The sequence below is a fragment of the Pseudomonas sp. NY11955 genome (assembly GCF_048068035.1).
In the GTDB taxonomy this organism is placed as follows: Bacteria; Pseudomonadota; Gammaproteobacteria; order Pseudomonadales; family Pseudomonadaceae; genus Aquipseudomonas.
Genome location: NZ_JBLUPS010000006.1, coordinates 237,904 through 258,472, shown reverse-complemented (window position 1 = coordinate 258,472; position 20,569 = coordinate 237,904). Strand labels below are relative to the sequence as shown.

Genomic DNA, 20,569 nt, shown 5'->3' with positions numbered 1-20,569 from the left:
TCAGCCGCGCAACTGTTTGAGCTTGCGGTACAGCGTCGCCCGGCTGATGCCCAGTGCCTCGGCCGCAGCAGACACATTGCCGTGGTGCCGCGCCAAGGCGCCACGGATCAGCTCCAGCTCGTTGTCCTTGAGGCTGCCGGAGGGCGCCGAGCCGCTGGCCAGTTCGTCCAGCAGGCAATCGGTGAGGTGGTCCATAGTCAGCACCTGCTCGCCGTCCTCGCGCATGGCCAGCGCCGTGCGCACCACCATTTCCAGCTGGCGGATGTTACCCGGCCAGTCGAAGCCTTCGAGCAATGCCGCCAACGCCGGGTCCAGCGTGACGCCACGGGCATCGGACTTGTCCAGCAGGCCCTGAATGATCGCGGCAAGGTCGTCACGCTCGCGCAGTGCCGGCAGGCGCAGCGACACGCCGTTGACCCGGTAGTACAGGTCTTCGCGGAAGTGCTGCTCCTGCACCAAACGCTTGAGGTCGCGGTGGGTGGCGCAAATCAACGCCACGTCGATGTCCTGCTCGTCGCCGGCACCCAGCGGCGCTACACGGCGCTCTTGCAGTACCCGCAGCAGGCGCGCCTGCAAGGCCAGCGGCATGTCGCCGATTTCGTCGAGGAACAGCGTACCTCCGTGCGCCTGCATCAACCGCCCGACCATCCCGCCGCGGCGAGAACCTGTGAAGGCGCCCTCGCGGTAGCCGAACAGTTCCGACTCGATCAACCCTTCGGGGATGGCTGCGCAGTTGACGGCCACGAACGGTTTGTCGGCACGCGGGCTGGCCTGGTGCAAGGCCCGGGCGACCACTTCCTTGCCGGTACCGGTCTCGCCCAGCAGCAGCACCGGCAGGCCATTGCCCAAACCCTGACGGGCCATGCGCAGGTTGCGCGCCAGGCGTGGATCACCACCGGCCAGGGCGTCGAGCGCGGGCGACTGCTTGCTCAGCGCCGGCTTGCCGGCTGGCGTGCTGCCATTGACCCGGCCATGGCGTGGCAGTTGCAGGGCGCGGAAGTAGAACTCACCCTTGGCCGTCTGCACACTGCTCACCCCGCCCTGCCACAGGCGAGCGATAAACGCAGGTGAACGCTCGCCGAGCAGGTCAGTGCTGCGCCGGCCAATCAGCTCATGGCGCGGCACCTGCAATAACTGGCAAGCACTGTCGTTGGCGGCCAGCACTTCACCGTCCAGGCTCAGCGCCAGCAGGCCGTGCCAGGCACTGTTGAGGTACTGCGGGCGGCTGTGGAAGGCCAGCACCAGTTGCTCTGGGTGGCACAGGCCGAACAGGCGGCTTTCGATGTTGCCGGCCGCCAGCATCAGCGTCGACAGGCTGTCTTGCGGCTGTGCCATTACGCCTTCGCGGGTGATGTCGAGCACCCCGATCACCTCGCCACGCGGGTCGCGCAGCGGTACGGAGGTGCAGGAGAACGGGCTGAGGCGGTCGAGGTAATGTTCACCGCAGTTGATCAGCGTCGGCCGGCCTTCGACCACGGCGGTGCCGATGGCATTGGTGCCGCGCAGCGACTCGCTCCAGCAGCTGCCGGGATGCAGGTCGCGCAGGCCCTCGCGGCTGAGCACGTGCGTCTGGCCTTCGATGGCCAGGACGTTGGCCTGGGCGTCGCCGAGAATGACGATACCGGCCTTGCCCTGGCGTGCGACCAGGTAGTCAAGTTCGGGGGTGACGGCGTCGACCAGCAGGCGGTTGCGCTCCAGCAGCATGCGCAGGTCATGGCCTTGTTCCAGGCCCAGGCCGACCTGTTCGCCCTGCAGGCAATCCAGGCCATGGCCAAGGCTGCGCCGCCAGGAAGCGTCGATTTCGTCGCGCAGCATGCCCAGCGGCAGCTCGCCTTCGCTGGCCAGTTTCAGGCGGGCCTGGCGGGATTCGTGCAGCGGGTCTTGGGCGTTTGTTATTAGTTGTCGCGCCATTTTCTACTCCGGCTGTGCCCTGCAAGGTGGCGGGGTACGGGCTTGGGAATTTTCCGCAGTGTGCGGGAGAAATGGCTGGGCGTCATCTGGTTGATGGGTTGGGGGATGGCTGGGGGTGTATGGCTTGGGTTTTCGGCTGGGGCGGATATCGAGCGCCGCCCGCGCGGCGCATCGCGAGCGAAGCTCGCTCCTACATTTGTTTCGGGCCAGTAACGCCTGTGGCATACGCGCGCGACCGCCTTGTTTGCACGACGCGACATCGAGCCATGCGCCAAGGCGTTCGCGCGCAAATCCCACAGGAATAATTGGCCCGAAACAAACGTAGGAGCGAGCTTCGCTCGCGATGCGCCGCGCGGGCGGCGCTCGATCTCACAGGCGCCAAACCTTCATCGGCGTGCACTTGGAGGCCCAAACACAACCCCCGAGCCAGCCCTCAAACACCCCGCACCAGCTCCGCCTTCCCGCGCTCGTCCAGTTGCTGCCTCTCAACCCCATCCAGCAAAGCACTGGAGCCGCCACAGATCGCTACCAAACGAAGTGGTGACGGCTGTACGCGGGTTGGTCAACCGGGAATCAAGGAAACCGGCGCGCACGGAGGCGCCCTACGCACAGCCGCCATAAAACGAAACAGCCGGGCACAAAAAAGCGCCAACTGTATCGCAGAGCGGGCGCTTGTGCGCCTTGATAATTGCGGGTGACCAAACCCGACTGCTGGATTGACAGCAGCGGGCAAAGACTGCCGCTGTCGGGTAAGCGTTTCAAGCGAAGGATAAGCACTGTAACACTTCTCCCAAATGATCGTCTCACCTGCTCCGGCTTCTACTCGGGCAAATAGGATCACCGCACCGCAGCGCCTACAGAGGCTCACACCGAGCCAGATGCCAGTGAAGCCCCGGTCAAGCCAGACTCACCCACTGTTGGAAGAGGTCTGATTTTCAGACCAACGTAACAGACTGGCTAAGCTCGCGTTGCTGTCGGAGGCTTCCATTGCTGGAAAATTGGAGCGCACCACTCTATTGATTTGAATCCCGAGATTAACTAGTGCGCTGTTAAAATTTGAAAACCCTAGAAGGTGTAGTGAAGCGCGCTCGCTCCAATCCTTTAAGCTACTGCTACCAATTTCAATCTTGTGCTTGATCGCACTAATCAGCAGTTGGTCTGTAAACTTACTGCTATTGACCACTCCGTTGCCTCGCGCCACGTTAACCAGTGTGTTCGCGTACGCCCCGGGATCCGTTCCTGTGTTTTTTATGTTTGCCCAGAATTTCTTTGGCACGGCCTGCCGCGATGAATCAAAGGGCTTCAACTGCTGCAGCGATACCCCCTCTGGAGGTACTCGCGAGGAAAGCGGACGATTGTCATTTACTGGCATCTTCTGCATAGCGGTTGGCGGCGATGGCTGTGATACACGCTGAATAGCGCGCGACCGCTGGCTTATACCGTAAGGTTGTTCATATGCCCAAGGGGAAGATACTTTCATCCGCCCGTCAGTGTCCAGATAATTGATAGGATCTCCTTCGCAATATACGTACGCATTGATCCCACCCACGCCAAATGGGCTTATCACATCAGGTGAACAGAATCGCATCAGTACCGGGCTATAGGCACGTACCCCATTGCCAAGCAAATCGCATCCAGACGTGACATCCCGATGTTCACCCTTGTAACCAAGGAGAGACTCTGCCGATGCAGCCTGATCAAAGCCATAAGGGCTATAGCTTCGACTGTGCTGCACCTTGAATATTGAATTTCGTCGATCTACAGCCAGCAGCCATCGCGTTTGTTCAGAAATTTCACCTAACACAACGTCAGCGCCAGCAAACACACTGCAAGCGTTATCCGCACTCACCTTGGTAGCTAATCGCCGCCCGCTATAAAAATATCGAGACATCGCCTGCTCCGCTTCAACCAACCTTTACGAAACAATTGCTTAGTTTCAATACAAGCGCAACTATCAAAAATATCAGTTCGCAATGGCCTAGTGCCGTGTAAGGTGGCGGGGTAAGAGCTTGAGAGTTTTCCGCAGTGTGCGGGAGAAATGGCTGAGAGTGACTGGGGGTGTATGGCTTGGGTTTTCGGCTGGGGCGGATATCGAGCGCCGCCCGCGCGGCGCATTGCGAGCGAAGCTCGCTCCTACATTTGTTTCGGGCCAGTAACGCCTGTGGCATACGCGCGCGACCGCCTTGTTTGCACGACGCGACATCGAGCCATGCGCCAAGGCGTTCGCGCGCAAATCCCACAGGAATAATTGGCCCGAAACAAATGTAGGAGCGAGCTTCGCTCGCGATGCGCCGCGCGGGCGGCGCTCGATCTCACAGGCGCCAAACCTTCATCGGCGGGCACTTAGCGGCCCAAACACAACCCCCGAGCCAGCCCTCAAACACCCTGCACCAGCTCCACCTTCCCCCGCTCGTCCAACTGCTGCCTTTCAACCCCATCCAGCAACGCCTCCACCACCGCCTTTGCCGAATCCAGCCCATGGTCATTGCTCAACAGCAGATCCCGGCAGGTCCCCTTGGCCAACTCCAACGCCTTGAGGTTGGTCGCAAACGCCCCCTTGAGCAGCGTGGACAGATGCACCAGCGCATCTTCGTAATCCACCCCCGCACGCACGGCAAACAACGGCGGATGGCTGCATTCACAGGTCGAAAAACTGGAGGACGCCGTGGTGGCGCGTACGGGAGGATCAGGTAAGCCTTTTGTCATTGTGTCGCTCCTTGATTCACTGGAGCCGCCACAGATCGCTACCAAACGAAATGGTGACGGCTGTACGCAGGTTGGTAGACCGGGAATCAAGGAAACCGGCGCGCACGGAGGCGCCCCACGCACAGCCGCCATAAAACGAAACAGCCGGGCACAAAAAAGCGCCAACTATATCGCAGAGCGGGCGCTTGTGCGCCTTGATTGATTGCGGGCTACCAAACCCGGCTGCTGGATTGACAGCAGCGGGCAAAGACTACCGGGGTGAGGGAAGGGTTTCAAGCTGAGGGCATTTGTCGTAACACTTCTGTCAACTGCACCGGCCTCTTCGCGGGCAAGCCCGCTCCCACAGGGACCGCGTGATCTCAAAGGCTACGCAGTACCTGTGGGAGCGGGCTTGCCCGCGAAGAGGCCCTCAAGATCGATCACGGCTGCTGATTCTGGCTCAAATACTTGTCCACCGTGGCCTTGCCATCCCCCGCATCTCCGGCCACCTGCCACAACCGCCGCTCGATCCCCTGCGCCAGCAAATGCCCCACCGCCGCTTCGATCGCCGACAGCACGCACAGCTGCGCCGGTTCGTTGGTGGTGTAGCCCACCTCGGCTTCCAGCAGCTTCTTGAACTCGATGAACTTGAACACCCCGGCGCTGCGGCCAACCGAGTAGATGGTCTTGCTGGTCATCACGTTGGCCAACACCTGCCCGGTGCGCACGTCCACCGCACGCAGGTTCACGGTCACCTGGTCCACCCGATACTCGCGGGAGATGTCTATCCCCAGGTAACGAGCCCCCTCCCCGCCGCTGCGTACGTTGGTGTCGTAGGCGATGATGCCGCCTTCGAGCATCAGGTTAGCGGCCTGCAGCGGTGGCAACTCGCCCATGATGTTTTCCGCCACATCAGGCTTTTTCTGCGAAGCCCGGATGATCTTGCGTTCGGTCAGCAGGTTCTGCAGGCCTTCACGCTCCAGCACCACGAACCAGCCGCTGGCGCTCAGGGCGTCCATCAGCATGCTGGCCGCGCCCTGGGTGACACTGGTGGAGAACGAGCTGGCCGGGGTTGGCTTGTACTGCCCGGTCTGGTCGCGGAAGCCATAAACCACGGCCATCAGCCGGCCTTTGGGGCGTGGCATGTTGATCAGGTCGTAGTAGGTCGAGGCCCGTGGGGTCAGGGTCGGGGTTTCCGAGTCCTGTTCGGCCGACATGGGTTCGCGCAGGCTGCAACCTGTTTGCAGGCCCAGGGCGGTGAGGATCAGCAGCGTGCTCAGCAGACGTTTCATGGTGTTCTCTCCCCAACATAAAAGCCCTTCCCTCTCAGGGGTTCAGGCCGCTGACCTCAATGATCGAAATTTCTCCTGTGGCGCGATCGGTGACCTTGATGCTCAAGGCCCCGGAATCGTCGATGACGTCGATGAGAAACGCATCGGTCGCCATGCTGCCGGTGCTGCCGTTACTGATGTTGTCCAGCAACTGCGACAACATCCGCGACTCCAGCTGGTTGCTGAAGCGCTCCAGGGCCGTGGTGCCGGTAAAGGCCGAGGCACGGTCCTTGAGGTCGGGGTCGTCGTAGTCGTTCTGCGCCTGGGCGTTGTTCAACAGCCAGGTGCCGTTCAGTGGGTTGCCGCCAAACGCCGGGTTGACTGGGGTGTACACCAGCTCGGTGGCCTGGGCAGCAAAGGCGCTGGCCAACAGGCAGGCGGCGATGCAACGTGGAATGCGGTGGTTCATAGCTCGTCCCTCTCCAAGTCGGTGGTGTCCTGCAGCAGGCGTTGCAGCTTGCGTTGAATGATTTGCTGCTTGACCAGGTCGGCAGCGGCAACGGCCTCGTCTTTGAGCTCGGTGGTGTTCGGCGGCAGGAAGCGGCGGTACATCACTTCACGCTCGAACTCCACGGTGACCAGGCTGCCCCAGCGGGCATCCGGGCGTTCGCGTACCACCAGGTTGAAGTCCAGGCGGCTGGTGGCGCGCAGGCGGTCGGCGAAGTAGTAGTAAAAGTCGTGGCCGATGTGCGAGATGGTGTTGTCGACGATAAAGCCTTGCATCTCGTCTTCATTACCGGCCTTGGCCGAGGTGGTCAGCACACCCAGCAACAGCAGGCTCAGGCACAGCGCGGCCAGACGGTTCATGGTGTGTCTCCCGGGCCTGCATGGGTCTGCACACCGCCGGCGCTTTCGCTGAAGGCCTGCTCGGCGACGAACTGCCAGTCGCTGTAATGCTCCAAACCCTCGAAACCTGTCCATTCGGCGCTGAAGCCACTGCGCTTGAACGGGGTGGCGTCCGAGCGGCTGTGCACGCCGGTGATGCGACCGTCGATCGAGCGCAGCAGGCCCCACTCGTCGCTGTTGCTGATCGGGTCGGGGTAAAGCCTGCGTATGTGCCGTTTGGCCTGGGGGAAACGGTTGTCCTGCAGCAGGTCGGCCAGCTCTTGCGGGTACTGGGCCAACCCCGGCGAGGCGCGGTAGTAGCTGCGAAGGGCCTGGGCATACTGGCTGCCGACCCACAGCAGTTGGCGTTCGCGGTCGCGCTGGGCGGCGCTGGCCCAGATCGTGCCGGTGGCGGCCAGGGCCACGCTGCTGACCGCAATCAGCAGCAGCACGCCCAGGTAGGTGAAGCCGCTTTCGGCCTTACCATTCAGCGAAGAGGCTGCCATCACGCGCCCTCCCTGTGGCACCGCTTTTGATATCGGCCACGCCGCCGGCCACGCCTTCGGGCGGTGGCACCAGCTGCCAGGCATCGCTGCGCTCGGTGATCGGGTCGACCGGGGTGTTGCGCAGGTAGCGTTGCTCCACCAACTGTTCCAGCGAGTCCGGGTAGTGGCCGGTGTCGCCGTAGTAGTGGTCCAGCGCCTCGCGCAGCACTGCCAGGCTCTGGCGCAGGGTGGCCTCGCGGGAGCTCTCCAGGCTGTTGAAGTAGCGCGGCATTGCGATGGTCATCAGCGTGGCGATGATTGCCATCACCACCAGCAGTTCGATCAGGGTGAAGCCTTTGCTGCGTTTCATGGCTGTCACCATTGCCCGTAAGGGATGTTGTTGAGGCCTTTGCCACGGGCCCTGGAGTACACATCGAACACGTCTTCGCCTTCGCGTGGGTTGTCGGGGCTGCTGTCGTAGGCGCGCAGGCCCCAGCCGCCTTCATCCTTGTCCTTGGCCGCCATCAGCGGGTCGTGCGGGATGCGCCGCAGGAAGTAGAACTTGGCGCCCTTGGCACTGCGTACATCGCGCACCCCTTCCACCAGAACCTGCAGGTTCGGCGGGTAGCCGCTGGCATCCAGGCGCTTTTCGATGTAGCCCGCGTCGAAGGCGCGCTTGTAGGCGTCGATGGCTTCGCGGATCTGGTACAGCGCCTCGCGCAGCTGCTGCTCCTTGCCACGGCGCACCACGGTTTCGGTCAGCGGCGCGGCCATGCTGGCGAGCAGCCCGAGCAGGGCCAGGGTCAGCACCACCTCGATCAGGCTGAAACCATGCATGCGGCGCCGGGTGTTCATGGCCGTGGGCTCCCGTTGACCGGGGCGACCGCCATCTGGCTGTCCACGACCGGTGCGTCGGTGGTCGGTGCATTACCAGGCACGTCCATCGGTGGCAGCGGGGCCATCTGGCGCACTTGCATGGCCGACTCGGTGCCGGTGGAAAACTCCATGTCCGACGGGCTCTGGTACGGCAGGTTGCGCACGATGCGCGGGGTAATCGCCAGCACCAGCTCGCTCTTGCTCATGTCGTCCTTGTTGCTGCCGAACAGCCGGCCCAGGCCGGGGATGTCGCCCAGGCCGGGGATTTTGTTGCCGCTGGCGTTGTGGTCATTGCGCACCAGGCCGGCCAGCACCTGGGTTTCGCCATCGTGCAGGCGCAGGCTGGTCTGTGCGTTGCGGGTGTCGACCTGGACCGGAATGGTGCCTTGGCGGGTGGCTTCCAGCGGCGTGGCGTTGCTCACTTCCAACGCCACCTTGATCGCCACTTCGTTGTTCAGGTGCACGGTAGGCTGCACTTCAAGCTTCAGACCGACGTCCAGGTAGGTGACGCTTTCGGTGATCACCGGGCCCTGGGTAGACGGCACCGAGGTGGCGCTGATGATCGGCACCCGCTGGCCGATGTGGATGCGCGCCTGCTCGCGGTTGCTGACGCGGATCACCGGGCTGGCCAGGGTGTTGATGTCCTTGTCCGCTGCGTTGATCTTGGCCTGCGGCGCCGGCGCAATGCTGATGCGGCTGGAGTCGATGCCCTTGAGCTGGTCGAGCACGCTGACCGGTTTGCCGTCGTTGCTCAGCACGCCAAAGGTGTTGGGCCATTGCAGGCCGAGGTCGAGGATGCGCGAGGTGGCCACTTCCATCACCTCCACTTCCAGCACCACCTCGGGGTTGGACTGGTCCTGCGATTGCAGCAGCTTCTCGGCCATGCGCACGGCGTCCGGGGTGTCGCGCATGGTCAGGGTGTTGAGGCGCTCGTCGACGAACACATCGCGGGTCTTGAGCATGGTCTTGACCATGTTCAGCGCCGTGTTGGCGTCGATGCTGGTCAGGTAGAAGGTGCGCATGACCAGTTCCTGATAGTCCTTGGTCTTCTGCGGCGAGTCGGGGTAGACCATCACGGTGTTGTCGTTGACGATCTTCTGGCGCAGCTGGTTCTGCTCCAGCAGCAGGGCCACGGCGTCCTCGATGCGCACTTCACGCACGAAGATGGTGGCTTTCATGTCCGGGCGCAGGTCCTTGTCGAAGATGAAGTTGATGCCGGCGACCTGCGACAGCACTTCGAAGATGGTCTTCAGGTTGGCATCGCGAAACTCCAGGGTCACCGGCCGCTCCAGCTTGCTGCGCAACTGCGGGTACGGCTGAGCGGTGCGCGCCTGGACGTTCTCGATGTCGCTGCGCAGGGTCATGCCCTTCTGGTTCTGCGGGTCCAGGCGCAGCACTTCGCGCATGTAGCGCTCGGCGCCGAACAGGTCGCCCTGGCGCAGTGCGGCCTGGCCCAGTGCTACACGCTCGTCCAGGGTGCGGATCAGTTCCAGTTGACGGATGCCTTCCTGGGCGCGGCGGTTGTTCGGCTCCAGGGTCAACACCCGGCCATAGCCCATGCGGGCATTGGCAAAGTCATGGCGGATGCGGTCGGCGTCGGCCTGGGTGATCAACGCCTCGACGGCCGCCTGGCGGCTGTGGGCCAGGGCGATGTTCAGCTCGGTGTCGCGTGGGTCATCGCGCAGGGCTTCTTCCAGGCGGGCAATGCCGGCCTCGTACTGGCCCTCCTTCATCAACTGGTCGCTGTCCTTGCGTACCGCGCTGGAACCGCAGCCGGCAATGGCCACGCACAGCGCCACGAGCAGGAACGGAGCAGGCTTGCACAGCTTCGACGACTTCATGGTGCGCTCCCTACAGACAAGGTCTGCGACTGGTGCAAAGGCAGGTAGACCAGGCTCAGCTCGCTGGCCGAGACGCGGTCGAGGCGATAGGTGTCTTCGATCACGTCGCCCTGGCGCACGACGTAGAGCTTTTCGCCGCTCTGCAGGAAGATCTGCAGGTCGTCGCGGTCGCCCATGCGGCCGATGAATTCGAATGGCAGTGCCGGCGCCGTAGGCTCTGGTGCTACGACGGGCGCGGCGACCACGGGTTGTTCGGTGACGGTGGCCAGGGCTTTTGGCTTGGTCCACTGCTGGGTGGGGAACAGGTCTCTGGAGGCCTGTTCCGGCCCTTTCGCGGCTAAAGCCGCTCCTACAGGATCGGCGCTGCCCGCAGTCCCTGTGGGCGCTGGCTTGCCGGCGATCGGGGCCAGCGCTTCTTCTTGGTCAAACCAGTGCCCGGGTGCCCAGGCCAGCGCTGCGCTCACGCCGAGGAAACCGGCCCAGATGACTGCACGTTGAGTGTTCATCACGACCTCGACAGGTAAAGGGTCATGCGCAGGCGGGCATTGAGCTCGCTGTCGCCGATGCGTTTGCGTTGCAGCTCAAGGTCTTCCAGCACCAGGGTCGGCAGTTGCTTGAGCAGGCCTTTGAGAAAACCGCGAATCTGCGGATAGCTGCCACGCACCGGCAGCACGATCTGGTAGCGCGCCAGCTGGGTCTTGGGGTCGATGCCCAGGGCGTACTCACCACGCGCCAGGCTGATGTGTTCGGCGCTGGCCAGGTGGTACAGGCGCTCGATCAGTTCGCTGGCCTGGGGCTGCCCCGGCAGTTGCTGGCGCAGGCTGTCGAGGGCTTGTTGCTCGGGTTTCACGGCAATCTTCAGTTCACCCCGCTTGACCCGCCCTACCTGCACGCTGGCGTCCGCTTCGGTGGCGCGCAGTTCGCGCACGTTCTGCCATTGCGGCAGCACCCCGGCGCACGCCACGCCAAAGGCCAGCAGGCCTACGGCTACGGCAGCCAGGCCGACTGGGCCGACACTGCGCAGGCGCTCCTGGAGGATCAGGCTGTTCAGCGATTCAAGGGCGCGCATGGCCGGTCTCCCAGGTGGCGGTGAGGGTGAAGCGCACCGGGTGCTCGGGCTGTGCGGCCAGCACCTCGTGGTTGAGCAGCGACACATCGCTGAGCTCGTCACTGGCTTCCAGGCGCTGGTGGTACTGCAGCATCGCTTCGAGGTTGCGCGCCTCGGCGGCAATGCGCACCTGGCCCTTGCGTGCATCCGGGGTCAGGCCGAGCAACGCGACGTCGTCCTGGGGCATGGCTTCGAGCATGGCGAACAGCTGTTGCCAAGGGCGTTGCAGTTGCTGCGACACACTGCGCATCTGCGCCAGGCGCTCGGCTTGCTCGCGGCTGGCGGCACTGTTCTGTGGCGCTGCGGTGGCCGGACGGCGGCCCAGTTGCAGCTCAAGGCTATGCACACTGGCCTCCAGGTCGACCTGCTCGGCCTGCAAGTTCTGTTGCAGCAGCACCAGGCCTACGACCACGGCGCTGCCAAGGGCGAGCAGCGACCAGGCCAAGGGGCTGGTGCGCCGGGGCTGGAATTCCAGGTCGAGGCGGCGCATGTCAGGCCACCGCCCGCCACATGGCGCACAGTGGGTCGGCTTCGCTGGCCGGCTGGCACAGCTGCACCGCCGCCAGTTGCGGCACGTCGCCCCGGCCGGGGGCATGCAGGTACACCCGTGGCAAGTGCTCGCCGTACAGCTCGCAGGTGCGCTCGATCAGCGCTTGCAGGGCCTGGTCGCTGTCGGCGCAACCTTGCGCCAGCACTTGCTGCCAGGCCCCTCCGGCGGCCAGCAGCAGCACGCTGCGGCGGGGTTCGGCCAGCACGAACAGGAAGTCGCCCTGCTCCAGCTGTGGCGAGCAACGGTTGTAGGCGGCCATCAGGTACGGCTGTACCGAGCGCAGGTTCAGGCGGCTTTCCCGGCCCAGCGCTTGCAGGCGTTGCAACAGGGCTTCGGGCAGCGCCGTGGCAATGCGGGCGGCACCGGCAGGCTCTGGTGACAGCACGATGCGCCAGTCGTCCAACGGCTGCCCGTAGAGGTTTTCGAAGCAGGCCCGGGCATAGGCGTCCAGTTCGCGCGGGTGGCCAATGGCGTCGCTCCAGGGTACCAGGCAGAAGCGGCTGTAGCGGGCCGACAGCAGTACCCGCAACTGGGCGCCACGCAGCGCATGCTCGGCCAGCAGCGCGGCCAGCGCATCGGCGGCGGCTTCCCAGGCCGGTTGGGCGGCATCGCAGCTGAACTCTCGGCTGCCCAGCCATTGGTGGTGGTTATTGTGCCAGCGACCCAGGCCGACACCCTCGGCGCCCAATACCGCGCAGAAACGATCAGATGAATGTGACACGGTTGATCTCCTCGAGGGTGGTACGGCCATCGCGGACCAGGTCCAGGGCCGAGGCCCGCAGCAGGCGCAGGCCACGCTGGCAGGCAAGTGTCTTGATTTGCGAAAGGGGGCGGCGCTCCACGATCATTTGCCGCAGGTCGTCGTCCAGGTGCAGCAGTTCGGCGATGGCACTGCGGCCACGGTAGCCACTGCCGCGGCACTGGCCGCAGCCCTGGGCGCGGACGAAGGTCCAGCCGGCCACACCCTCGCGGGTCAGGCCCGAGCCATACAGGGTGTCGTCATCGTGTTCGCAGGGTATGGCGCAGTGCGGGCAGGCCAGGCGAATGAGGCGCTGGGCCAGCACCGCGTTGAGCGCGGAAACGAAGCTGTAGGGGTCGACCTGCATCTGGCTGAAGCGGCCGATCACATCGAACACGTTGTTGGCGTGGATGGTGGTGAACACCAGGTGGCCGGTGAGCGCCGACTGCACGGCGATCTGGGCGGTGTCGGGGTCGCGGATTTCGCCGACCAGGATCTTGTCCGGGTCGTGGCGCAGGATCGAGCGCAGGCCGCGGGCGAAGGTCAGGCCCTTCTTCTCGTTGACCGGGATCTGCAGCACACCGGGCAACTGGTACTCGACCGGGTCTTCGATGGTGATGATCTTGTCCACGCCGTGGTTGATCTCGCTGATCATGGCGTACAGGGTGGTGGTCTTGCCGCTGCCGGTGGGGCCGGTCACCAGGATCATGCCGTAGGGTTCGGCAGCCAGCCGGCGCAGGGCGCGCAGGGTTTCGTCGGCAAAGCCCAGGGCTTGCAACTGCACGCCGCTGACCCGGTCGGACAGGTCCTGCTTGTCGAGCACCCGCAGCACGGCGTCTTCACCGAAGATGCTGGGCATGATCGACACCCGGAAGTCGATTTGCCGGTCGCCCACCGCCACCTTGAAGCGGCCGTCCTGGGGCACGCGCTTTTCGCCGATGTCCAGCTCGGCCATGACCTTGATGCGTGAGATCACCTGGTCGGCGAAGGCGCTGCCGCTGGCCTTGCCGGCACCGTTGAGCACGCCATCGATACGGTACTTGATGGTCAGGCCCTGGCCGGTCATGCCCAGGTGGATGTCGCTGGCATGCAGCTTGAGGGCGTCGTACAGGGTGGAGTTGACCAGTTTGACCACGCGGCTTTGGTCTTCGCTGATGCTGGCCAGCGACAGGCGTTGCAGTGGGTCGCTTTCGCTGCTGGCCTCGGTGTCATGGTCCAGGGCATCGACGGCGTGGAAGCTTTCTTCGTGGCGGGCCAGAAAGGTGGCCAGTTCAGCGGCGTGGGCCAAGTACAACGGCGCGCCTTGCAGTACATCGTCGATCCAGGCCAGGCGGGCGTGGTCGAAGGGGTCGGCGAACACGCCCAGCAACTGGCCGTTTTGCTCGATCAGCACGAATTCGCGCTTCAGGCACTGGGCCAGGGTCACTTTGTCGAAACGTGGGCTGCTGGCCAGCAGGGTGTGGCTGTCCAGTACCGGGTAGTGCAGGGTCAGGCCCAGGCGACGGGTGAAGGTATCGGGGGTGTCGCAGGCCAGGCGTTCCAGGCAGTTGAGCAGGCGCTCGTCACTGGCTTGCAGCCGGGCTTGGGCCAGCAGATCGCGGGGGTAGGCTGATAAGGGTGTGGGATGCTTCGCGGGCATGCCCGCCCCCACAGGTTCACTGCAAACCTGAAGATCACGCGAATCTTGTGGGAGCGGGCAAGCCCGCGAAGAGGCCGGTGCAGGCTGCAGCAAATCCTGGGTTGCATCGAATGCTTCTGGCATGGCCTGCGACTCCGCTCAGGGGCGCGTCGCAGGCTGGCTCGGCCAGGGGTGCGGGCGCCGCTATTCCCCTGTGAGCAGTTGTTCGTCGTCGGGCCCTGGAGGCTTGGCGCCGTTACGCCGGCGGTCGGCCAATACCCAGCTTCCATCGTACAACTGCAGGGGGAACGATTCGTTCCTGTTCTGGCGTCGTTCGACGAACCCTTCAGCCGGGTTGTCCGTGGCCCTGCGCCGGCGCTCGATGCCCATCAGGTCGAAGATTGCACGGGCCAGCTCCACCAGTGGGAACGGCTTGAACAGGACATGACTCACACCCAGTTCGGCGGCCCGCTCACGCACCTCGACGGTGGGGTGGGCGGTAATCAGCACGAAGTGGCATTGCCTGTTCTTGCGTACAGCCTCCAGAACCTGAAAACCCTCCATGTCGGGCAAGCGGTAATCCAGCACAACTACTTGCGGTGCCAGGCGTTCTGCCTGTTCGATACCACTGGCACCGTCGTGGGCAACATGAACTTCCAGGCCTTGCGCCTGCAGGTACGCTTGCAGGTTCTGCGCAAGAGTCTGTTCGTCATCGACTACCAATACTCTGTTCACCAAGGTCGACTCCCAAAAACTGCCCGGTTACCCGGTCTGCGAAGTGCGCCCTTGTACAGGCTTGAGCAGGCTTCGTGCCAGGCGTGAATAGTCATGTTGCACCACTGTAAACCACTGATTTGCCTAGGGTGCCGGCCAGCACCCAAGCAACGCTGAGCAGGCACACCCAGCCGGTTCCCCACAAGCGGGGAAACTGATGGCACATTGCCAAACCTTAATTCCCCAGCATTGGGGAAAACACCATCAGGGGCCTCAGTCGGCGATCTCCACTTTAGCGGACTCGCGCAAACGTTGGCGCACGGATTGCCGCGCTTGCGCCTCGCGTTGACCGATGAGCGTGGCCCTGGCCAACACCAGGCCCTGTTCGCGTATGACCGAAGGATTATCACTTTGGTTCTGCGCTCCTTGCAGTCTTTGCTGGTTGGCGGCGTAAAACGCCTCTATTTCGGCCTGGCTCGGCGCGTCGACTGCACTGAGCTGGGCGTACAGCTGCTGGGCCGCCATGTCTTGCCGCGTGTACTCAGTGTACTGTGCCCTATCGAAACCCGCCTCCGCCAGCCGCCGTTCGAAAACGGCCGGGCTGCCAAAGGCTGCTTCCACCTCACCGACGTGCGCCGACACCTGTTCATCACTGATAGCAATGCCTTGGCGTTGCGCTTCCTGCCATAGCAGTTCCTTGTCGATCAGCTCGTCCAGCGCCTGGTCGCGCAGGCGTTTGTACAGGCCCGGGTTACGGATGCTGGTCACCGCGCGGCCCTGGGCGCTCAGGTACTCGCTGAAGTAGCGTTCCAGGCGCATCAGGTCGATCTCCACACCATTGACCCGCGCCGCCGGCACATCAGCCCAGCTCGCCCTGGTCAGCACCAGCAACAGGCACAACAACAGGATACGCATGGCAACCTCCGCTCAAAGGCTGTCCGGCACTGGCCGGTACGGGGTGACCGCGGTAAACCGTGGCCCGGGCAGGGCCACCGCCACCACATGGGCGCCGGCCATGCCCTGGCGACGGCCGGGGCCGAAGCCCAGCGCCGGGGTCAGGCCGGTAGATACATCGTGCAGGCCTTCCAGCGCCGCGATCAGCTGTTCGCGGCTGGCGTCTCGGCCGATCTGCTTCAGCGCTTCACTCATCAGCTGCAGCGCGCACAAGGTGTTGACCTGCAGCGACGCCTGGCGTGGGTCCAGGCCCTTGCGCTGCTGCAGCCCGGCGAGGGTTGCCAGGCCTTGCTCGGTCCAGTCCTCAGGCACATAGGGATAGGCCAGAAACAGCCGTTGCGACCACTGCTCGGGCAAGCGCGCCACAGCGCCGGCTACCTGGCTGGATGCGGCGAACAGATAAGGCTGACGGCCCGCCGCCTGCAAGGCCGCCGCCAACTCGGCAAAGGCCTGGGCGCGGCCAAGAAAGACGATGCCCTGCCCGTCCACAGGCTGGCCGTCGAACGCCTGAATAGGGGGTGGCGCCCAGCCTTGGCGCAGCAGGCGCTCGCGCAGCTGCTCGGCCAACGCTGCCTGTTCGTTGCCGGCATACACCACGCGCAGCGCGTCCGGTGCCAACCCAAGTGCCGTATGGGCATGATCTGCCAGGCTAAGCAGTTGCTCAGGCAGGCCGGGTAGCGGGTCGAAGATCTGTGCGCTGCCGCCGCTGCGTGGGGTGCTGCCGATCAGCGGCACGTTCTGTGGCGCCAGCAAGGTCGCCAGGCGCTGGTCGAGCATCGGCGCCAACGGCGTAATCAGGGCGAACACCCGCTCTTGCTCCAGCAACTGTTGCAAGGCGCGCTCGGCGCTGGCGGGGTCGGAACCTGGGTCGAGCACTAGCAGTTCCAAGCGCCGGCCATGGATGCCGCCTTGCTGATTGAGTTGCGCCACGCCATCTTCCAGCACGGCCTGTATCACTTGCCCGGCTTCGGCCAGCGGGCCGCTCGCGGGCAGCAAGGTGCCCAAGCGCAGCACGCCCTCCTCCACACCTGGGTCGCGTTCCTGGGCTAGCCGCTTTAGATAGGCGGTGAGGTTGCGCTGGTCGGCCAATGTCAGTTCGAAGCGTGGCATGGCCGGGTCCAGGCGGTTGCCCGCCGGGTCGACGCCATGCTGGATGGCACGAGCCAGACTGCTGTCGGTGTAAGCCGGGTAGCTGCGGCCGTTGGCCTCGCGCGAGCCCTGGCCGAGTGCCAGGCGTTGCCAGTCGAGGCTGGGTGGGCGCACGCCGCCTTCGGCGCGGCCACGGCCGTCGTTGCCGTGGCAGCTGGCGCAGGGCAGCACGCTGGCGGGGACGGCCATGTCGCTGGCACCGACCCGCGCTTGCAACTGGGCGTCGCTGCTGGAGACGCCCTCGCGGTAGAGGCGCTTGCCGGCTTGTTCGTGATCGGTGAGATCAAGGGCCAGGGCTGAACCGCTGAGGCTCATGCTGATGAGCAATGCCAAGAGTTTTGCAGTGTTCATGCCGGCCTCTTCGCGGGGCAAGCCCGCTCCCACAGGTTTTCCATTTCCCTCAGGCCTGAATTTGTCCTGTGGGAGCGGGCTTGTCCCGCGAAGAGGCCGGCACAGCTAGCCCAGGTGTTCATGCTGCTCACCGGCCTGCCAGCGGCTGGGTCAGCAGCTGCATGCGCTGGGCAATCGCCGCAGGTGGCGCATCCGGGCGGATCTTGCTCCAGCGCTTGCCGGCCACGTCACCGGCAATCAGTTGCGTCGAGTGCTGCTCCGGGCTGGGCAGGAACTGGCCGATACGGCCAAGCACCAGGTCGACATTGGCCTTGTCGCCGGTCAGGAACAGCCAGTTCGGCCCGTCCACCCCTTGCTTCTCGGCAAACGCCTTGAGCGCCTGCGGGGTATCGTTGAGCGGGTCGCTGCTGATCGACACGAAGATCACTTGGCTGGCCAGCTGCGGCCCCATGGCCTCGCGCACGTCACGCAACTTGCGGGTGATCAGCGGGCAGGCGTCGGTGCAGTGGGTGAAGATCACGTTGAGCATCACCACCTTGTCCTTGAGCACATCGCTGTAGAAGCGCAGCTCGCGGCCGTTCTGGTCTTTCAGCACGGTGTCGGTGAACCAGGTCTGCGCGTCGCGGGTGCCGCCGCCACTGGTCATGGCCTGCGGCGCTGGCTGCGGCTCGGGCGCCTGCGGCGCATGGCCTTCGTGGGCCAACGCCACCGAGGCGAGAATCCACAGGCAGCCACCCAGCACCAACCAATCAAAACCGCGCATGCCCGCGCGACGGGAGCTTGCAATACTCATGGTTGCACCTCGTGATGGTCGGCAATGGCAGTGCTCTTGGCATGTACCCGACGGGCGCTGAGGCGGTTGATCTCTTCGATCAGCACGGCCGGGTCGGTGAAGCCGTAGTAACGCGTCCAGTGCCCGCTACGCCCGTCACCCACCAGGATCAGCGGCGGGTGCTGGCTGAGGTCGGCGCTGAAGCTGCCCAGGCCCTTGAGGGTTTCGGTGATGGCGTACGGGGTGCCGGTAAGCCAGCTCCAGCCCGGCCCTTTCTGGAAGGCCTTGGCATAGTTTTGCAGGCGCTTGGCGTCGTCACGCTGCGGGTCGACGCTGATCGACACCAGGTGGATTTCCTCGCCTACCCGGCCACCCAGCTGCTGCTGGACCTTGCCCATGATCGACGACACCACTGGGCACACCGTGGTGCAGCTGGTGTAGATGAAGCCCATGACCACCAGATGGTCACCCACCAGGTCTTTCTCCAGGCGTACCGGCATGCCGTCCTGGTTCAACAGCGCGACATCGGCAAAGCGCACGCTGGTCTTTTCCTGATGCGCCGCTGGCGGTTGCCCGGCGTGGCCGTCATGGTCGTGGCCGGCGTGGGCCAGGGCCAGGTTGCTGGCAAACGTCAGGCTCAGGACCAACAGTGTGAAAGCATGCTTGGCGTTCATCGCACATTCCTCACGTCAGTCTGGGAAGCGTTGGTCGCTGCAGCCGGCAGGACGCGCAGGCTGGTGTAGTTTTCTTCGGCAAACTTGCGCCCCAGCGAGGGCGACTGCACATGCAGGTACCAGGCACCGGCTTCAGGCAGGTTCAGCGCCGCCTGATAGATACCCTCGCCCACCTCTTGCAGCTGCAGGTTGCGCGGCATCGACGATGGCGCCAGGAAGTAGCGCAGGCTCAAGTCGTTCAAACCCAGGCGTGGCTGGCCGTCGTCGCCGACGATCCGCACCCGCGCGGTAAAGTCGCTGTGCTGCGGCAACGGCTGGTCAAGGCCGATGAACTCGGCACGCGCGCCCTTGCGTTTGCTGGCGTTGGGCGCTGCGGCCACGTCGGTGCTGAAGCAGTGGATGATCTGCGGCTGGTTGAGCAGGAAGGCCACGTCGAACTTGCCGGCGGCGGGCAGCTTCACGGTCGAGCCATACACCCCAGGTGCCACTTCACGCAGGCTGCGGTCGACGACGATGGCCGCGCGGGCCTGGTGGCCGCGGTTGTTGTAGCCGGACATCGGCGCGTTCATGCCTTCGGCGTAGAAGTAGGTGGTGTTGTCCACCGGGTTGACCACGAACACCGAGTTGTCATCGCGTGACACCGACAACCCCTGGGCCAGCGGCAGGTCACCGGCCTGGCGCGGCGCGGCCGGGCCGGCCTCGAAGCCTTGCACGATTGGCGAACGCCCCTCGCCCAAACTGGACAGGTTGATCATGGTGACCTTGGGCGAAGCCAGGCCGCGCACGTAGGCATAGCCCTTGGTGAAGGTCAGTTGGTAGGGTTCGGCCGCCACCGGAATGTGGTGGATCAGCTTGTCGGTACTGGCATCGATCACCAAGGCCTGGTTCTCCAAGGTGTTGAGCACGATGCCGTAGCGGCCATCGTTGCTGAAGCGCATCGGCCCCAGGCCCTGCTCGGCCTTGACCGTGTGGCGCAACTGGTGGTTGCGGGCATCGAACACCCGCACGCTGCCCTCCTCGCCATCGACCACGTAGACGGCCTGGGACAGCGCCGAATAACTGACCGACAGCGGGTGCGGGCCAACTTTGATGGTCTTGACCAGGCGCATGTCCGGGATGTCGATGACGCTGAGGGTGCCGCTATCACGGTTGCTGACATAGGCGTAGCGCGAGTCGGCGCTGAAGGCGATTTCGTGGTGCCCGCTGCCGGTGTTGAAGCTTTTCAGGGTGTTGCGGCCCGGCACGTCGATCACCGTTACCCCGCCTTTGGCCGGGTCGCTGCTGTTGTTACCCACCCACAGCCGATGCTGGTCCGGCTGCAGGGCCACGCGCAGCGGCTGGTCGCCGGCGTCCAGGTCCGCCACGCGGGTGAAGGTTTCGGTGTCGATCACTGCCACCTTGCCGCGCTCGGGAATCGACACGAACACCTGTTTGTCATCGCTGGTAGCCACCCAGTCCATGGGCCGCCCGGGCAGGTCGATGCGGGCCATGGTGCTGGTCACGCCGCCCACCGACACGGTCGGGTCAATCACCGTCAGGCTGGCATCGTTATTCAGCATCAGCAGGAAGTAGCTGTTCAGGTCGAGCAGCGGCCGGGCACCGATGCTGCTCTTGAGGAACAGCGCGACCCGCGCCTTGCAACTTTGCTCGCGGTCCCCCACCGGGGCCGACTGCGCCGGGTCGATCCACGCCCCCGGCGCCATGCCCGACAGCGGCTGGCCACTGGTCTGGTCGCTGAGCTTGAAGCGGATATTGGCGAAACCGCCTTCCTTCAGCTCGCCGCCAGCCAACGGCCGCGCCTCGAACTCCACGCTCACGCCGTCCCGATTGAGCCGGTGCGGGGCGAGCGGCTCGGCCGCTTCCTGCAACAGCTCGCGCGGGTCGCACCAGAGCTTTTCATACGCCACGCCCAGGCCGATCAGCGCTATGCCCAACATAACCCCCAAGTAAGCAGGGCGAGTCTTCTTGTTCATGCTCGCGCTCCCC

21 protein-coding genes are annotated in these 20,569 nt (G+C 64.4%); all 21 read right to left on the bottom strand.

The window, feature by feature from the left end:
* Entirely contained in the window at positions 1 to 1,911 is a 1,911-nt protein-coding gene (locus ACNFBR_RS14080) for a sigma-54-dependent Fis family transcriptional regulator (protein WP_416735460.1), read from the bottom strand.
* 907 nt (positions 1,912 to 2,818) lie between these two features.
* Positions 2,819 to 3,802, bottom strand: coding sequence for an RHS repeat-associated core domain-containing protein (locus ACNFBR_RS14075; protein WP_416735459.1), 984 nt, complete (start codon positions 3,800 to 3,802; stop codon positions 2,819 to 2,821).
* Positions 3,803 to 4,287: 485 nt separating this feature from the next.
* Complete coding sequence (locus ACNFBR_RS14070) at positions 4,288 to 4,533, bottom strand: hypothetical protein (protein ID WP_416735559.1); 246 nt, start codon at positions 4,531 to 4,533, stop codon at positions 4,288 to 4,290.
* 503 nt (positions 4,534 to 5,036) lie between these two features.
* On the bottom strand, positions 5,037 to 5,888 hold the full coding sequence (locus ACNFBR_RS14065) for a CsgG/HfaB family protein (RefSeq protein WP_060494021.1): 852 nt from the start codon (positions 5,886 to 5,888) through the stop codon (positions 5,037 to 5,039).
* Positions 5,889 to 5,922: 34 nt separating this feature from the next.
* Entirely contained in the window at positions 5,923 to 6,336 is a 414-nt protein-coding gene (locus tag ACNFBR_RS14060; RefSeq protein ID WP_012272106.1) for a curli assembly protein CsgF, read from the bottom strand.
* Positions 6,333 to 6,734, bottom strand: coding sequence for a curli production assembly/transport protein CsgE (gene csgE / locus ACNFBR_RS14055; protein WP_416735458.1), 402 nt, complete (start codon positions 6,732 to 6,734; stop codon positions 6,333 to 6,335). The genes ACNFBR_RS14060 and csgE overlap by 4 nt, the downstream gene beginning before the upstream one ends.
* Positions 6,731 to 7,258: a type II secretion system protein gene (locus ACNFBR_RS14050; protein WP_416735457.1), complete on the bottom strand. Its 528-nt coding sequence runs from the start codon at positions 7,256 to 7,258 to the stop codon at positions 6,731 to 6,733. Before ACNFBR_RS14050 ends, csgE begins: the two co-directional genes overlap by 4 nt.
* Positions 7,233 to 7,607: a type II secretion system protein gene (locus ACNFBR_RS14045; protein ID WP_003247965.1), complete on the bottom strand. Its 375-nt coding sequence runs from the start codon at positions 7,605 to 7,607 to the stop codon at positions 7,233 to 7,235. The genes ACNFBR_RS14050 and ACNFBR_RS14045 overlap by 26 nt, the downstream gene beginning before the upstream one ends.
* A gap of 5 nt (positions 7,608 to 7,612) precedes the next feature.
* Positions 7,613 to 8,092 carry a type II secretion system protein gene (locus ACNFBR_RS14040; protein ID WP_416735456.1) on the bottom strand — a complete coding sequence of 160 codons (480 nt, stop codon included), beginning with the start codon at positions 8,090 to 8,092 and terminating at the stop codon, positions 7,613 to 7,615.
* Complete coding sequence (locus tag ACNFBR_RS14035) at positions 8,089 to 9,954, bottom strand: secretin N-terminal domain-containing protein (RefSeq protein ID WP_416735455.1); 1,866 nt, start codon at positions 9,952 to 9,954, stop codon at positions 8,089 to 8,091. Before ACNFBR_RS14035 ends, ACNFBR_RS14040 begins: the two co-directional genes overlap by 4 nt.
* A complete protein-coding gene (locus ACNFBR_RS14030) occupies positions 9,951 to 10,460 on the bottom strand; it encodes a hypothetical protein (RefSeq protein ID WP_416735454.1) in 510 nt (169 codons plus the stop codon). The genes ACNFBR_RS14035 and ACNFBR_RS14030 overlap by 4 nt, the downstream gene beginning before the upstream one ends.
* Positions 10,460 to 11,023, bottom strand: a complete 564-nt coding sequence (pilO, locus tag ACNFBR_RS14025; RefSeq protein ID WP_416735453.1) for a type 4a pilus biogenesis protein PilO — start codon at positions 11,021 to 11,023, stop codon at positions 10,460 to 10,462. Before pilO ends, ACNFBR_RS14030 begins: the two co-directional genes overlap by 1 nt.
* Entirely contained in the window at positions 11,010 to 11,552 is a 543-nt protein-coding gene (locus ACNFBR_RS14020; protein WP_416735452.1) for a pilus assembly protein, read from the bottom strand. Before ACNFBR_RS14020 ends, pilO begins: the two co-directional genes overlap by 14 nt.
* 1 nt (position 11,553) lies before the next feature.
* A complete protein-coding gene (locus ACNFBR_RS14015; protein ID WP_416735451.1) occupies positions 11,554 to 12,333 on the bottom strand; it encodes a hypothetical protein in 780 nt (259 codons plus the stop codon).
* Positions 12,317 to 13,990: a GspE/PulE family protein gene (locus ACNFBR_RS14010; protein ID WP_416735450.1), complete on the bottom strand. Its 1,674-nt coding sequence runs from the start codon at positions 13,988 to 13,990 to the stop codon at positions 12,317 to 12,319. Before ACNFBR_RS14010 ends, ACNFBR_RS14015 begins: the two co-directional genes overlap by 17 nt.
* Positions 13,991 to 14,173: 183 nt before the next feature.
* Positions 14,174 to 14,707: a response regulator gene (locus tag ACNFBR_RS14005; protein WP_416735449.1), complete on the bottom strand. Its 534-nt coding sequence runs from the start codon at positions 14,705 to 14,707 to the stop codon at positions 14,174 to 14,176.
* Positions 14,708 to 14,956: 249 nt separating this feature from the next.
* Positions 14,957 to 15,598 (bottom strand): SurA N-terminal domain-containing protein, encoded by a 642-nt coding sequence (locus ACNFBR_RS14000; protein WP_416735448.1) that lies wholly within the window; start codon positions 15,596 to 15,598, stop codon positions 14,957 to 14,959.
* Between the two features lie 12 nt (positions 15,599 to 15,610).
* Positions 15,611 to 17,101 (bottom strand): ABC transporter substrate-binding protein, encoded by a 1,491-nt coding sequence (locus ACNFBR_RS13995; RefSeq protein ID WP_416735558.1) that lies wholly within the window; start codon positions 17,099 to 17,101, stop codon positions 15,611 to 15,613.
* 163 nt (positions 17,102 to 17,264) lie between these two features.
* Positions 17,265 to 17,930, bottom strand: coding sequence for an SCO family protein (locus ACNFBR_RS13990; protein WP_416735447.1), 666 nt, complete (start codon positions 17,928 to 17,930; stop codon positions 17,265 to 17,267).
* Positions 17,927 to 18,583, bottom strand: coding sequence for an SCO family protein (locus ACNFBR_RS13985; protein ID WP_416735446.1), 657 nt, complete (start codon positions 18,581 to 18,583; stop codon positions 17,927 to 17,929). The genes ACNFBR_RS13990 and ACNFBR_RS13985 overlap by 4 nt, the downstream gene beginning before the upstream one ends.
* Positions 18,580 to 20,556, bottom strand: a complete 1,977-nt coding sequence (locus ACNFBR_RS13980; protein ID WP_416735445.1) for a cytochrome D1 domain-containing protein — start codon at positions 20,554 to 20,556, stop codon at positions 18,580 to 18,582. The genes ACNFBR_RS13985 and ACNFBR_RS13980 overlap by 4 nt, the downstream gene beginning before the upstream one ends.
* Positions 20,557 to 20,569: the final 13 nt, after the last annotated feature.